We start from the raw sequence: 14,807 nt of genomic DNA, 5'->3' as shown, positions 1-14,807 counted from the left end.
AGGTGGTTGGCAATCATATTGAAGAACAATGCAAGTACCAGGAGTTAATGTTCTTAAGAATTGTAATAACTCTGGATTATTATTCACCTGTCTAATGTTTTCTTCTTTTCGATGATGATCTCTCCGATCATCACATCTATTGAAATCACAAGCTCCACCAAAACCAAAACCCATAAAATTACCCCCTTTCATTCGTCAGTATATCTTATGCTCGTCTAGAAAGGATGGTGTGAGTATAGGAGTCTAGTTAAGTGTGGATTTTTTATGTAAATATGAAAGTGGCTTAATAATACCATCTTTTTTTCTCTTCATTTACCTAAATTGAATAGAAATTTTATCTTTATTTGTTAACATTACATGTTGTCATCCCGATACGTTTTTTTTCTTTATTTTTGTATAGTGTTTAGGCATATCTATTTGTTATTTTTCCAATGCTAATAATTGTTTTGAACTTACAAATGGAAAAGATAGCTACAGGATTAATCTTGTAGCAGCAGTAATCCACCTATTTTAAGTGGGATTATTTTTATATGTAAAGAAATGGCACCCTAAGGATCCTTCCTCCGAAGCCGGAATTAAACGTGTATAAAAAAATGTATTTTTATCACAATGTAAGTTAGTTCCTGTAGCATTCACTCCAGTACCAGGTACAGATTCCACCGAGTTATAAGAGCAAAATTGTTTGTATAAGGATATATTCGTAAAAACATTGAACATGCAGGCAGTGGATGTAATTCAGCGCCATTTAATTGGAATGTAAATGTTTTATTTTCTGGTTTGACAGAAGATGATTTTCGATCATTAGCATTAGTGACTTCTTCCTCAGATACTACATCTCGTTTTATTAATCCTAAAAACGATGATTTACCAAACTAAAATAAATAGGTTTTTAAAAATACAGCTTTTTATCATTTTAGCCAAGAAGACTCCTTCCTCAAGGAGCGTGAAGGGTCACAGTCCAGTGAGTAGGTGGGAGATGAATTGGCTTCGAACAAGGAATGGCAGAAAGCCATCTTAATTGTTCTACATACAGAAAGTGTTACTCCACTACCTAACGAATGTACGTTTGGTGTATAATAGTCATATAGCGAAATGGAGGTGAATCAAATGATGATGAATAAAGCCTATAAGTTTCGTATCTATCCAAATCAAGCACAAGCAACTCTAATCAATAAAACGATAGGTTGTTCTCGCTTTGTATTCAATCATTTCCTATCCTTATGGAATCACGCATACAAAGAGTCAGGAAAAGGCTTGACCTATGGTACATGCTCTGCCAAACTACCTGCCATGAAGAAAGAGTTTGTTTGGCTAAAAGAAGTGGATAGTATTGCGATTCAGTCGTCTGTTCGCAACCTTGCCGATGCCTATACACGCTTTTTCAAAAAACAAAACAGCGCCTCGCGCTTTAAATCTAAGAAAAACAACATACAATCTTATACCACAAAACAAACAAATGAAAACATTGCCGTTGTAGGGAACAAAATAAAGTTGCCGAAACTAGGCCTTGTTCGATTTGCCAAAAGTCGCGAAGTAGAGGGGCGTATTGTAAATGCTACAGTTAGACAGAACCCTTCTGGTAGATATTTTGTGTCACTATTAGTTGAAACAGAAGTACAAGAACTTCCGAAAACACATTCTTACATTGGAGTAGATGTAGGACTAAAAGATTTCGCTATTTTGTCAGATGGAACCCACTATGAAAATCCGAAGTTTTTCCGATCATTAGAAGATAAGTTGGCGAAAGCGCAGCGTGTTCTTTCTAAAAGAATGAAAGGATCTTCTCGCTGGAATAAACAACGAGTAAAGGTAGCTAGAATTCATGAATACATATCAAATGCTAGAAAAGATTACTTGGACAAAATTTCAACTGAAATTATCAAAAACCACGATGTTATCGGTATAGAGGATTTGCAAGTATCGAATATGTTAAAGAATCATAAGTTAGCAAAAGCAATTAGTGAGGTATCTTGGTCACAGTTTCGAACCATGTTGGAATATAAAGCAAAATGGTATGGCAAACAAGTCGTTGTCGTATCGAAAACATTTGCTTCCAGCCAATTATGTTCTTGTTGTGGATATCAAAATAAAGACGTTAAAAATCTAAACCTACGTGAATGGGACTGTCCTTCTTGTCGTACACACCATGATAGGGATATTAACGCAAGTATCAATCTAAAGAATGAAGCGATAAGGCTTCTAACCGCAAGGACTGCGGGGTTAGCCTAATCAATTAGAGTTCGATAGAACTCTTTACTTAGGAATCCCTCACTTCTAAACGAAGTTAAAGTGGGAGTAGTTCAATAAGAACAATCATGCTGCGAATTAGTCATTGCTCAATTCTTTGAATTAGGCTTTTCTCCTTGTCCAACAGAATTAAACGAAACATTTGATACTCTTCATAAAAAAATGTACTAGGTCTTACTGTAGGATCTTTCAAGTACAAGTATAAAACAAAAAAACATTGTCTTTTTTATTATTATAAAACATATATAATGATGAAATGGTCGCGTATGAAAACATATTTTTTAGGAGTTTCATAAGTGGGGGTGAAGGTGTTGGTTAAGCCATGGGTTGGTAAGGGGATATGGAACATAGTTTATAAAGAGGAAATACTAAATGATCAAGATGATTCACGCGAAATAAGAGAAAATAAGAAAAATGAAAAATCAGAGAAAAAAGCGAAAGCAATACAAGCAGAGAACAAAAGCAAAGAACCAAATTCAAAAAAAGAAACTAAGGCATTTAAATTTGAGAAAGAATCAAAGAAAAAAAGTATAGATTCAGGATTGAAAATAGAGACTTCAGTACGTTCAATAAAAGTTAAAATTCCATTTTCTATTATTTCGGATGTTACTAGTTTTATAAAACCGCCCAATATTAATGTGAAAAATCAAGAAGTATTTGTATTCCGTAATGAAAAAGATGCAAGAAGGCGTGAATTGGATTCTAAGTTATTAACTACAACGCAATATTATCATGGAGAAATTAATTGTAATTTAGTTTCTTCCAAACTTCATGAAAAGAGAGTGCTTTTAGAACTTTCTAATCAAAAAGCAAAAAGGAATATGAAAGAGAGTAGGGTAGGAACATCTTCGTGGATTCCTATCCACGGTATATTATTAGAGAGGGAAGTTGAAGCGGATGTAAATAATTTAATAGCTGCGAAACTACCAATAGAGATAGGGAGGTATAAAGGTGAAATTAGTTTAATAGAAAAGGTAGTTTTTAAAGAGAAAATTATAGAAATAAAAGAGATAGCACAGGAAATTATTTTGACAAAAAAAGAATTCTTATTGCCAAAAATAATAAAGAAAGGACGAAATCCATTTATAGTTGAAAAAGGAAGCTTATGTGTAGAAGGTTATATATTTCAATGTATTGAATTTATATCAGAAGAAAGTAAAACTCATGATAAGCTTTATCAGTTAATGCAAAATATTGTATTAGAATTAACTATCCAATTACTACAAGAACAGGACGTTTGTGTGCGGATTACATAAATAATCATATCTCCATCAATCAGCTGAAATTTTTTTCAGGATTATGTAACAGAGAGAAACAAAAAAGGTGCTAGCAAGTTTGCAATTAAGTTAGGAAAAATGTATTAGAAGTTAAGTAATAACGATGACTCGTTTTAATTAGAAGACCTAACAATGGGATAGATTAATATTTTTATGGCTTTACAGTACTGTAAGTTTTTATGGAATGAATAAGTAAGTCTGTTTAGAAATAAAGAAAAGACACTCATATAAGAGTGTCTTTTCTAATAGTTTTTTAGCAGAAACAAGCAGCTCCAACTATGATTAATAAAATAAATAATACAACCAATAAAGCAAATCCACCAGCAAATCCGCCGCCACAACTACCACCGTAACTCATAAATTTTCCTCCTTATGGTAAGAGGGTAAAACAAGGGGTCACTGTACTTTATGCTTTTATAAAGTAATTGAGCAGGTCCTTTTAAAAAAAGAAAAGCCTTATGGTGCCTTCAAAAATTTGATTTACTGTATTTGCTAGTTGGAAGGAGATGGGATCCTAGATACTGCAAAACCTGTGCCGTTACTTGCTAAAAATTGACCAGCTAAATTAGATGTAGCAGCCGTTAAGCATTTCCCTTACTGTATCAGTGTAGACCCTTTCCATGTTCGTCTGTCCTTTCTGAATTAAATTTGTTAGAGAAATATGTATGCTGAAACTGGATGGGCCAGTCTATTTTTGAAGTGATACAATAACAAACTGTCTCACACTGGATACCTGACAAATAAGTTTGAATTAGAACACAAAATTGAAAAGGGCGATTGGGTTACAGATTGGTCTGATGACATTGCAGAAACTGATGTATTACAGGGAGTAGTAGCTGCAGGGATATCTGTATTTAACGCTAATCCAACTGCTTTTTTATACTGGATAAATGGATTAGTAAATCGTACTATTTCATCTCGGCCGTAAACTGATGTTGTGCATCAGTTTACGGCCGAGATGAAGAGAGTACCTAATGAAATAGCTGCAGATGTTATTAGACAAGCAATTCAAGGGGAAAGTCCATTAGAGACCTTTAAAAGAGTTGATACATTTGATTTTAAAGCAGGGCAATAAGATATTCTGGTAGAAATATGGCTTGTGGAAATACAATATCTACTACTTAGGGAATGAAGCTTTATATTGCACTTAAAGTGCGCTAAATTTATAAACATGAAGATAAACAAAGGGGAGAATAATTTCTAACAGTGGAAGCAATGAATGTACTTGTTCCTATAAACAATATAGAGAAGTGATGTTTATATAACTCAAGGAAGATGGGGCTTAAATTGAGTAGCATCTTCTTTTCTATTTAAACTCCACATGAAATTTATTGTCAATGATTCCAAAAACAACTTTACAAGGGAGAGGATTTTTTTCTACTGAAGCAGCACGCTTACAAGAAAATACCCAATATTCCAGTTCTAAAGGTAAGCGGAATACTTGAATATTACCATCCATGTTTTTTACTGTTGAGATCGGTGTATTTGCCCTGGTTGTAGCAAAACCGTCCGTTTTTATCATTGCTACTGCATCATTAGTATGAAAACTGGTGCTTAAAACTTCGTATCTCTTTTCATCTTCCTCATTGATAATTATAGGAATACTTAAATAAGGATAGTTATTTACATCATTGCATCTCTATAATATATAGTTTCAATGAACATTAAAATAATATGTGGAAGTTTAAAAATATAATTAAGAATAGGTTTCAAATGGGTTGGTTACATTATTAATTGTGGAGGTGAGAAAAATGAACAAAAAACAACAAGGTTATAACAAGGAAACTTCTGGTGCTAGCATTCAAAGTACAAATGCTAGCTATGGTACAGAGTTTGCAACTGAAACGAATGTACAAGCAGTAAAACAAGCAAATGCACAATCTGAAGCAAAGAAAGCACAAGCTTCTGGTGCTCAAAGTGCAAATACTAGCTATGGTACAGAGTTTGCAACTGAAACAGATGTGCATTCTGTGCAAAAACAAAATGCACAATCAGCTGCAAAAAAATCACAATCTTCTAGCTCTAATCAATAATGAAGGGAAAACACTTCTCTATCTTAAGAGAAGTGTTTTCTCAGCCTGTAAAGAAAATTTTCTCTACAGCCTATTTTTATGTCTGAACAAATACATAATGTATCATTAGCAACTTTAGATGATGAGTTTGACACAGTTTTAAAAACTGAAGAATTCTTTTAGAGAAACTGAAATGGTGCCTTTAACTGGTTCACATCCTTCAGCAAACATTTCATATGAACTTGAGTGTCTTTTCTCCGTCATTACCAATGATAGTTTTAACTTCACTGTAGCTCCTGTTGTTTTGAATTTGGTCGAATTCAAAACAGCAGGAGCTAACTCCAGGTTTATTTTTGAGAGCTTCTTCTTTTTTGTCTCTTCTTTAGCAGCCGTTGCTTGTTTTTCTTGTTTTGGATCAGTAGAACCTTTTTCTTTCTTGTTGTCCTCTCCACCTAATGCCGCTGCACTGGCACCAAGTACGATTAAACCGATAAATCCTAAATACTGAAAATTTTAAATTTTACTTATTATATAGTTCCTTTAATGATAAAATGTAAGATTTTAGAAACTGTCATAATGAAAATGGTTACAACTATTTTATCGAATGAAAATAAAAAAGAGAGATTCCGCTTATGTAAAGATCATTTATCTAGTATGGAACATTTAATAATTATGATAAGTACAAGCATTGTAAGGAGGTGTGTACATGAATGAAAAAAATGAGTTTTTGAGTGGATCAGCGTTTGATCCGAATTTACTTGGTCCGACATTGCCACCTATTCCTCCATTTACTTTACCCACTGGAGCGACAGGACCTACAGGTCCGACTGGGATCACAGGATTCACTGGCCCAACGGGAGCGACAGGACCTATAGGCCCGACTGGGATTACAGGATTCACTGGCCTGACTGGAGCGACAGGACCTACAGGCCCAACTGGGATTACAGGATTCACTGGCCCAACGGGAGCGACAGGACCTACAGGTATAACAGGGGAAACTGGAATTGGTATAACTGGTCCTACAGGACCTACTGGTGTAACAGGCGGAAGTATTATAGCTTATGGAGCCTTGTATGATAGATCTACTATACTTCGTACAGCGAATGTAGGCCAAAAAGTAGTTTTCCAGGATCTTGGTCCATCTTTAGGAACGAATCTTGATTTATTAAATAATAGTATTCAAGTATTGAATGATGGAATATATGAAATTAGTATGAATTTAACAGCAAGGCTCTTTAATCGCGATTTAACGCCTGTAGATACTATCTTAAGATTCAGGTTATATATTAATGACCTTACACCTGTTCAAGAAAGTGAATTTGAAGGCACAACATCTATAAGTGCAGATGTCCCTGTATCCGTTACGAATGCATATACCATTGGAAAAACAATAATAATTAGATTAAATGCAAATGATTCATTAAGTATTATAATTGATTTTGCACAAGGTGAAATTTCTACTTATGGAAATTCGTCTATAGTCGTAACAAGAATTGCAGATTAATATCGGGTGTTAGAGAAATAATTTTAATAAGAAGATGAATAGTAAAAAAGAGGACCGTCGAGTTCTCTTTTTTATATATTGTAAGACTATGGAGGGAATGTTTATTGAGGCAAGCCTGCAACGAATATGTATCGTACTAAATTTGTTCTTGCAGGATATAACGTATTTATTTCAGGTGATATTGGCAAAGCGGTGTATAGCCTTACATGTCCAGCGACATTAGAAAATATTAAAGGGTTTAATTTAGGGTGTTTTACTAAAAAGTTAACAGATTTTTGTGAAGAGGATTGGAGTATATTTAGAATTTCAGTAAAAGGTTACCATGTCGTTTAATAGGCTACTGGTTAGGACTACAAATGGCGATTGAGCAATTAGAGAAAAACAAAACTGCGGCAGAAGCAGTGACTTTATAACAAAGTAGTTATTTTAATAAAAAACGGGGAAATGAGGGGAGTGAAAGGAAAAGAACCCTTTATATAAAGGGTTCTTCTGGTGATTTAATCTATTAATTGCACTCGTGGTAATATTCATCACATGAATCGTTATTATCATTACAGCAGATACAAAACGTTTTTTGAATAAATAAACTAACTACACTAGTAGGGCCTTCCTGTTTTGTAAGAGTAAGACTTTGAAAATCTTCAACTTGAAATATTTTTGTTTGAACAGGTTGTAATATAGTAGTAATTGGTACGCTAGATCTTCTTGTTAGAATAGTTACTTGAACGGGTGCACTCATACCGACAACGAATAACTGAATTAATGTTTTATTATGATTGTTTGTTAAATCCTCAAATACAATTTGTGGAGCGGTGGTTTCAAGGAAAACAGATATAGGTATATTTCCATTTGTATTTTCTGCAGAACCAGCTATCGTATGAGTTTCAATAAAACAGTTGTTTTTTTGATCGTTCGAATGCGATTGATTTTTATAATATTTTTTACCATCTTTATAAAAGTAATCAGCCATATGAATTTAAAGCTCCCTTCTATTAGATATCTATATAGTCTATTTAATAAAGTGAAGTAGTGCTTGTACAACATAATAAAATCCGCTCTCGTAATTACTTAGAAATGTTATTTGAAAATTAAAGAGCACCATCCAGGGCGCTCTTTATACCTCATTATAACGAAAGTGACGAACTCACATTATACAGAAAGGTAGTATTAAAGTATGTAAAAGTATGAAATTGGTGAATGGGTTCAAACAAATTCTTTATTTAAGTAAAAAGAGCGCTCCTTATACCTCTTTATAATGAAAATAATGAACTCACATTATTTTGAAAGGTAGTAGTGTATGTCAAGACATGAAATCATTGTATGGATTTAAATGAAATTTTTCTTTAATAAAAAAAGAGCACACATATAAGTGTGCTCCTAGACTAAAAGGTTTGAACGTATGGACTGGAGTGCCCCATACAATAATATATGCTTGTCTGATTTAAGGGTGCAAAGTTTTTTATAAAAATGCTATTTAAATTAATGTGTAAAATACCATATGTAACCTAGAATAACTAAGCAAGTAATTCCAAGTGTAATTAATAAATATTTAAGGGTCGTGAGTACTGTTTTCATTGAATATCACCTAAGTTTTTAATTATTTTAGTATTTAGTCAGGTATTTATGTATATAAAAATTTCATTTTATATTAATTCGAAGCGCAAAAAGAGCACTTAGAAAAGTGCCCTCGTGATGAGACCTATTTTATAACGACTATTTTATAGAGAAAGGAACTCAAAATATTATATGTGAGTCCAGTTCATTGAGTGCTTTTTTACAAATAAAGAGCAGTTAGCAAAATTAACTGCTCTCCAAAAAAACGTTAAGAAGGAAGTTCAGAACTCAAGTGTATTTATAGTATGGACAATGTTTATGGATTTATTCAGGGGGGGCTGGATAATGTGTACTCATTGGGAAAACGCATTTAAAGAATTTTTTAAGAAGCAAGAGCAGCTAGCAAAAGCTAACTGCTCCGATTAAAAGGTTCCGGTCTGCAAACACTGTTAAGAAAGCAGCCTATGGATAGTATGCGCAAAGTTATGATGATTATTCGAATTAATCAAGGATAGCTAACGAAAGTTAACTGTCCAGCCCTTAAAGAAAGGGAGGAATTAATGGGTATATAAAAATTCCTCCATCTATAATGTTAACGGAATATTGAGTTTTATTCATTGGTGGAGGGAAATGAAAGAAAATATCAGTAAATTAACTGGAATAACAGTTTATTTAATCTATCTTGTGACAAAGATATAGAGTATTACATAGGGTTGTACTTAAAGGAAAATTGGAAAGAACTATTCGAAGATACCAGGTATATATGTGATGCTTCTTTTGAAGGTATCCAAATGGTTGCTAAGGATAAGAAAGATAATCATTCTCACTATATAGAAGCGATGAATACGCTTAGAAGGGCAAGTAACTATATTGATCGAGAAACATTAAATGATAATAACTTAGACAAGCTTAATAGAATTAAAGAAATAATTAATTTTTAACAAAATATTCCTTTTAATATGGGTGGTATGTAACTTAAAATTACAGTTAGAGTATAAGCAGAATTGGAAGAGTTATATGGGGATAGAATTTAATGAAAGTTTTATTTTAAAAGAAAGTGGTGATACAAATGTATATCTGTCCAAAATGTTTAGAATGTTTCGCTGATCAATATGAGCTTTTTGAACATTTTACATTGTGTGGAGCGGATAATGATTTTTAAGTATTTTAATAAATTTAAAGATGTAGTTGGTTTATAAAGTTGATTCAGTAAGATGTATAAAATCAATATAGAATTACGTTTAACAAATTTGTATAATTCCTAAAAATACTTTTATAAGACGTTATTATAAAATAAGAAAGTAAAGAGAAATTTGAAATTATTAACCGTAAGATGGGGAATTGAATAGGATTATATTAATTACTTAATGCTGGGGTATGTTTTAAATGGAAAACCAATTGAAAGAAATATTTGGTGCATGGGTAGCAGCAATAGGAACTATTACTTCCGCTATTGGAAGTACGCCTTTTGATTTTATAAGCAGTAATGTAAGAAAGGATTTAAATGTTTATGGAAACGTATTGCAAGCTGTTGGAAATGCTTTAGAAGCTGATGGTCAAGGAGAAGTGTCGCTTGAACAAATTGGTAATGAAATCCAATCGATTGGTAATGTTACTGTAATATCCGGATTGATTATTGAGTTTAAAGAAGAAACACAAATTAAATTAGTGATTGCTGGGAATTGGACACAGGCTTTGGGTGGACTTACAGCATTAGCAGATGAATTTGAGGATACATCCGATAAAGATGAATCCTTAAATATTATAGGAAACTTATTACAATCAATTGGGAATTCGTTACAAGCAATAGGAGGTATTGAAGAATTAAAAAGTATTAGGAATGAGGATTGCTCTAATAAAGAAGGTACTGTAAATGATGTGGAGAAAGATATAGACACTCAGATAAATAACGAAACTAGTGAAAATGAAGAAGGGAAACTAATAGATATTATAGGAAGTTGGGTTCAAGCAGTTGGTTCTGTAATTTCATTAATTGGACAAATACGTGAAGAGAGTGAGGAATTGGAAGAGGGCGATGAATAGAGTAATTTAACAGAACAATTAAAACAATAATTCTTTTAAATTGAAAGCAAACAGAATATAGTCCGGCTAGAAAAATAGAGGACACCAATTCATTAAAGCGGCAAGTAAAGCTGTTTTAGGAATAGGTGTCCTTTATATTTTGAAAGGGAGATGGGGAATATCTTTTTTATATGCTTAGTAGGATATGTTGTTGGGGATTCCCTCTCATATTTCCGACACTCATAATTGATAGACCTGATGAAAGCACGATTTAGTGAGGGTGTTGAGAAGGCACAATGAATATTTAAATACATTTACGGTTACGTTAATGAATGTTACAAATATATACTTTTATTACTCTTAATAGGAAATGAAAAATTTATGGGTAAAGCTATTGAAGTTGCACTTCACGGAATTGTTGTCCTAGACACAGGAGGTGATGAAGATAATGATGAATTAGAAATTCGTGGTACCCTTATTGCACAGGCAGGATTTTCACCAAGCAGTATTCGAGAAACACGTCAAATGTGGCATAAAAGGAATAATGATGGTGTAAGTAGCGCTCAAGGTGACAATCACGTACACCTAATTCGTAATTTCTAAACTATGGTTCTTAATGATTTTGAAGTATTAGTTATTGGAGGGCACATAACGGAGGAAGATACATTCAATGCAGATGATTACATGGGGCACAATTTCGTAACACTAACTCAGGCTGAAATTGTCAATTTTCATCCTTATGGAAAAAATCCCCCTATATTTTTTCAGAATCTACCCAGCAGGTTCGAGTTGATTATACCGTAAAAAAGATAAACCTTTAAGGTATCCGTACATTTTTTCAAAGAGAATAACATTTTCTTGCCTAACTATCATGAAAGAATAATGTATTCTTTCATACTGTGTGTTAGCCTCATGGGCAGCTAATGGGGGTGTTTGTATGACTGTTATCGCTAGCGTAAAAACTTGCCTTGCTAGTAAAAGGGGAACTCAAACAAGCTTAAGCTCTTTTTCCCTAAATTCTACAGAACGATGAAGCAAAACGCGTATTTCATGAATGTATACTAGAAATGGACAGTATCATCTCTGATTTAAAGGATAGAGTTTCAATATTAGAAAGTGAATAACATTAATATAAATGGTGTTAAGTAGATTGGAGGAAATGACTATGTCTCACCTACCCGAATGGACGCTTGTTATTCTCCGCTCTGTATTCATATTAATTGTTTTATTCGCTATCACAAAATGTTTAGGAAAAAGGCAAATTTCTCACCTTTCCTTTTTTGAGTACATAGCGGGAATGACAATTGGTAGTATCGCGGGGCAAGTATCTACAGGGCTAGACCAAAAGTTTTTCCACGGCGTTTTTGCCATACTTACTTTCGCATCGTTTCCTTTTTTTGTCGGAATTCTTTCTTTAAAAAACAAAACGGCTCGAGATTTTTTTGAAGGGAAGTCTACAGTTTTAATAAAGGATGGCAAAGTACTTGAAGATAATTTAAAGAAAGAAAAATATACAAGTGATGAGTTACTCGAACTTCTTAGAGGTAATGGTGCATTCAGTATAGCTGAAGTCGAATTTGCTGTCTTAGAACCGAGCGGAGAATTAAATGTGTTATTAAAGAAAGATTCTCAACCACTTACTGCAAAAAATCTCGGTTTAAAAGTGCCAAATGAAAAAGAACCACAAAACGTTATTATGGATGGGAATGTACTAGATGAACCTCTTTCTGCAAGTGGGCATAACCGCGCTTGGTTACATTCTGAATTAGAAAAACTTGGTGTTGTCATCGAAAATGTGTTTCTCGGTCAAATTGACTCATATGGACAACTCACTATCGATATTTACAATGACAAACTCCAAATGCATTCTCCTCAAAACAAACCTTTATTATTAGCATCTCTAAAAAAATGTCATGCTGATCTTGAGCTATTTTCTTTAGAAACAAAATCGAAAAAGGCAAGTGAAATGTATGCTAAAAATGCACAAAAAATTGAAGCTATTTTAAACAAGACAGCTTACCTTTTAAAGGAATAAAAGGGTAGGCTGTCATCTTTATATTTTAGCGAATGAAAACAATATATAGGGAGAGTACTGCATGCACATCACGCTAATATTTTGAAGTGTCACCAAAAATGAAAATTTTATTGCTTTACAGTTATTTATGAGAATTCAACTCATTTTCTGCGTTTTGGGAAACTACTAGTTTCTTAAGTTTATGGGCATGTATGGTGACCCCTAATTGCGATGTGGAAGGCTAAAAAATACTAAAAACTAATACCATTCTTTTTAATAAGTTGATAACAAACGTAAATCGTAATGATTATTATTTATTGCGAATTTCGAAAAGATGTACTATACTAGGTTCGCAAACTAAAACGTAATCATTACGTTTTGCATCAAAACGATATTTTCTTCATAGAATTGGAGGAAATAAAATTGTAAAAAAGAAAAGAGGAGAATTTCATGCAAAAAAAATTAACTATGTTTTCATTTCTACTTATTTTTACTTTAATTTTTGCTGGATGTTCTAATAAAAAAGAAGGTGCAGTAAAAAAAGATGAGAAACTTTCTGTTTATACAACTATTTTCCCACTTGCTGATTTCGCAAAAAAAATCGGTGGTGACTATATAACTGTTAAAGCAATATTTCCACCTGGTGCAGATTCTCATACATTTGAACCAAGCCAAAAACAAACAGTGAAAATTGCGAAAGCCGATTTATTCATTTATAACGGTGCAGAATTAGAACCGTTTGCTGAAAAAATGGAAAAAACATTACAAAAAGAAAATATTAAAATTGTAAATGCATCAAAAGGCATCGAACTGCGCGCAGCAACCGAAGATGAACATCATGATCATGGAGATGGACATAAAGAAGATGAACATCATCACGATAAAGACCCACACGTGTGGTTAGACCCTATACTAGCGATGAAACAAGCTGAAAAAATCAAAAATGCTCTTGTAGAAATACAGCCTAATTATAAACAAGAATTCGAAAAGAATTTTGCAGCACTTCAAACTAAATTTACAGATTTAGATGATCAATTCAAAGCTGCTGTAGCAAATGCAAAAACGAAAGAAATTTTAGTTTCTCATGCTGCCTATGGCTACTGGGAAAAACGCTATGGTTTAAAACAAATTCCTATCGCTGGGGTTTCAGCTTCTGATGAACCATCTCAAAAAGAGCTTGGTGAAATTACAAAAACAGTTAAAGAACACGGGTTAAAATACATCTTATTCGAAACGTTTTCTACTCCAAAAGTAGCATCAGTTATTCAGAAAGAAACTGGTACAAAAGTTTTACGCTTAAATCACCTTGCTACTATTTCTGAAGACGATGCGAAGAATAATAAAGATTACTTCACTTTAATGGAAGAAAATGTTAACGCTTTAAAGGAAGCAACACAATTCTCATTAGTTGCAGAAAAACCTTCTGAAAAACAAGAGCAAACAACTGAAAGTCATACACATAAAAATGAACACGATCACAGTCATAATCATAATCATAGTTATGCTCATGATAAAGCAACAGAAAGAATTTATGAAGGATATTTTGAAGACAATCAAGTGAAGGATCGACCACTCTCCGATTGGAAAGGAGACTGGCAATCTTTATATCCGTATTTACAAGATGGAACGCTTGATGAGGTATTTGCTCACAAAGCGAAACATAAAGGTAAAATGTCAGCCAAAGAATATAAGGAGTATTATAATGAAGGATATCAAACAGATGTGAACCGTATCGTGATTCAAGGAGATACTGTAACATTCTACAAAAACAAAGAAGAATATTCTGGCAAGTATATCTATGATGGATACAAAATTTTGACATATGATGCAGGGAATAGAGGTGTAAGATACATATTTAAACTAGCAGATAAAACAGAAGGAGTTCCTCAGTATATTCAATTCAGTGATCATGGTATTTATCCGAATAAAGCTGATCACTACCACTTGTATTGGGGTGACAACCGTGAAGCTTTATTCGATGAAGTTATACACTGGCCTACCTATTACCCATCGGATATGAATGGACATGATATTGCGCACGAGATGATGGCGCATTAAATTAGGAATCACGATAATTACTTCTTTGAACAATATATAAAATTCAAAGATTATCAATCTAGAATTATATTTTTTATAGTAACAAATGATTTAATGAGATTAGGAGTATAAAATAACTA

10 protein-coding genes and 8 pseudogenes are annotated in these 14,807 nt (G+C 33.2%); 15 read left to right on the top strand and 3 right to left on the bottom strand.

Translation table 11 applies throughout. The features are described from left to right. Nucleotides 1-589 precede the first annotated feature (589 nt). The 3 genes and pseudogenes from ACUN13_RS30850 to ACUN13_RS30840 form a co-directional block, all read left to right on the top strand. Nucleotides 590-870: pseudogene (locus ACUN13_RS30850) on the top strand (DUF7852 domain-containing protein); the annotation flags it as partial. Between the two features lie 240 nt (nt 871-1,110). Next, nucleotides 1,111-2,229 (top strand): IS200/IS605 family element RNA-guided endonuclease TnpB, encoded by a 1,119-nt coding sequence (gene tnpB, locus ACUN13_RS30845; RefSeq protein WP_440014600.1) that lies wholly within the window; start codon nt 1,111-1,113, stop codon nt 2,227-2,229. A 329-nt stretch (nt 2,230-2,558) separates the two neighbouring features. Further along, on the top strand, nt 2,559-3,503 hold the full coding sequence (locus ACUN13_RS30840; protein WP_409532413.1) for a BC_2427 family protein: 945 nt from the start codon (nt 2,559-2,561) through the stop codon (nt 3,501-3,503). 274 nt (nt 3,504-3,777) lie between these two features. Here the strand turns inward: ACUN13_RS30840 and ACUN13_RS30835 are convergent, their stop codons facing one another. After that, on the bottom strand, nt 3,778-3,882 hold the full coding sequence (locus ACUN13_RS30835) for a YjcZ family sporulation protein (protein WP_098282266.1): 105 nt from the start codon (nt 3,880-3,882) through the stop codon (nt 3,778-3,780). 363 nt (nt 3,883-4,245) lie between these two features. Here ACUN13_RS30835 and ACUN13_RS30830 point away from each other — a divergent pair. Continuing rightward, a pseudogene (locus tag ACUN13_RS30830) lies at nt 4,246-4,649 on the top strand (hypothetical protein); the annotation flags it as partial. A gap of 181 nt (nt 4,650-4,830) precedes the next feature. Here the strand turns inward: ACUN13_RS30830 and ACUN13_RS30825 are convergent. Beyond that, nucleotides 4,831-5,157, bottom strand: a pseudogene (locus ACUN13_RS30825) (hypothetical protein); the annotation flags it as partial. A 118-nt stretch (nt 5,158-5,275) separates the two neighbouring features. On the opposite strand from ACUN13_RS30825, the gene ACUN13_RS30820 reads away from it, so the two are divergent. The 4 genes and pseudogenes from ACUN13_RS30820 to ACUN13_RS30805 form a co-directional block, all read left to right on the top strand. Next, nucleotides 5,276-5,557 (top strand): gamma-type small acid-soluble spore protein, encoded by a 282-nt coding sequence (locus tag ACUN13_RS30820; RefSeq protein ID WP_098282267.1) that lies wholly within the window; start codon nt 5,276-5,278, stop codon nt 5,555-5,557. 172 nt (nt 5,558-5,729) lie between these two features. Next, nucleotides 5,730-6,044, top strand: a complete 315-nt coding sequence (locus tag ACUN13_RS30815) for a hypothetical protein (RefSeq protein ID WP_324656899.1) — start codon at nt 5,730-5,732, stop codon at nt 6,042-6,044. A 198-nt stretch (nt 6,045-6,242) separates the two neighbouring features. Further along, a complete protein-coding gene (locus ACUN13_RS30810; protein WP_409532412.1) occupies nt 6,243-7,040 on the top strand; it encodes an exosporium leader peptide-containing protein in 798 nt (265 codons plus the stop codon). Nucleotides 7,041-7,148: 108 nt separating this feature from the next. Beyond that, nucleotides 7,149-7,453, top strand: a pseudogene (locus ACUN13_RS30805) (hypothetical protein); the annotation flags it as partial. Between the two features lie 92 nt (nt 7,454-7,545). Here the strand turns inward: ACUN13_RS30805 and ACUN13_RS30800 are convergent. After that, nucleotides 7,546-8,010, bottom strand: a complete 465-nt coding sequence (locus ACUN13_RS30800; protein ID WP_098852894.1) for an exosporium protein D — start codon at nt 8,008-8,010, stop codon at nt 7,546-7,548. Nucleotides 8,011-9,268: 1,258 nt separating this feature from the next. Between ACUN13_RS30800 and ACUN13_RS30795 the strand changes: the two are divergent. From ACUN13_RS30795 to ACUN13_RS30765, 7 genes and pseudogenes are all read left to right on the top strand, one after another. After that, nucleotides 9,269-9,535, top strand: a pseudogene (locus ACUN13_RS30795) (hypothetical protein); the annotation flags it as partial. 445 nt (nt 9,536-9,980) lie between these two features. Continuing rightward, a complete protein-coding gene (locus ACUN13_RS30790) occupies nt 9,981-10,637 on the top strand; it encodes a DUF6944 family repetitive protein (protein WP_440014595.1) in 657 nt (218 codons plus the stop codon). Nucleotides 10,638-10,997: 360 nt separating this feature from the next. Next, nucleotides 10,998-11,219, top strand: coding sequence for a hypothetical protein (locus ACUN13_RS30785; protein WP_098853024.1), 222 nt, complete (start codon nt 10,998-11,000; stop codon nt 11,217-11,219). A gap of 334 nt (nt 11,220-11,553) precedes the next feature. After that, nucleotides 11,554-11,740, top strand: a pseudogene (locus ACUN13_RS30780) (DUF1657 domain-containing protein). Nucleotides 11,741-11,781: 41 nt separating this feature from the next. Next, nucleotides 11,782-12,651, top strand: a complete 870-nt coding sequence (locus tag ACUN13_RS30775; RefSeq protein ID WP_098853025.1) for a DUF421 domain-containing protein — start codon at nt 11,782-11,784, stop codon at nt 12,649-12,651. A 429-nt stretch (nt 12,652-13,080) separates the two neighbouring features. After that, nucleotides 13,081-14,025 (top strand): annotated as a pseudogene (locus ACUN13_RS30770) (metal ABC transporter substrate-binding protein); the annotation flags it as partial. Nucleotides 14,026-14,028: 3 nt separating this feature from the next. Continuing rightward, nucleotides 14,029-14,688: pseudogene (locus tag ACUN13_RS30765) on the top strand (metal-binding protein ZinT); the annotation flags it as partial. Nucleotides 14,689-14,807: the final 119 nt, after the last annotated feature.

The organism is Bacillus cereus group sp. Bce041, assembly GCF_052646455.1.
Note: the sequence above shows the minus strand (reverse complement) of the source record. Positions and strands in the feature narration are given on the sequence as shown.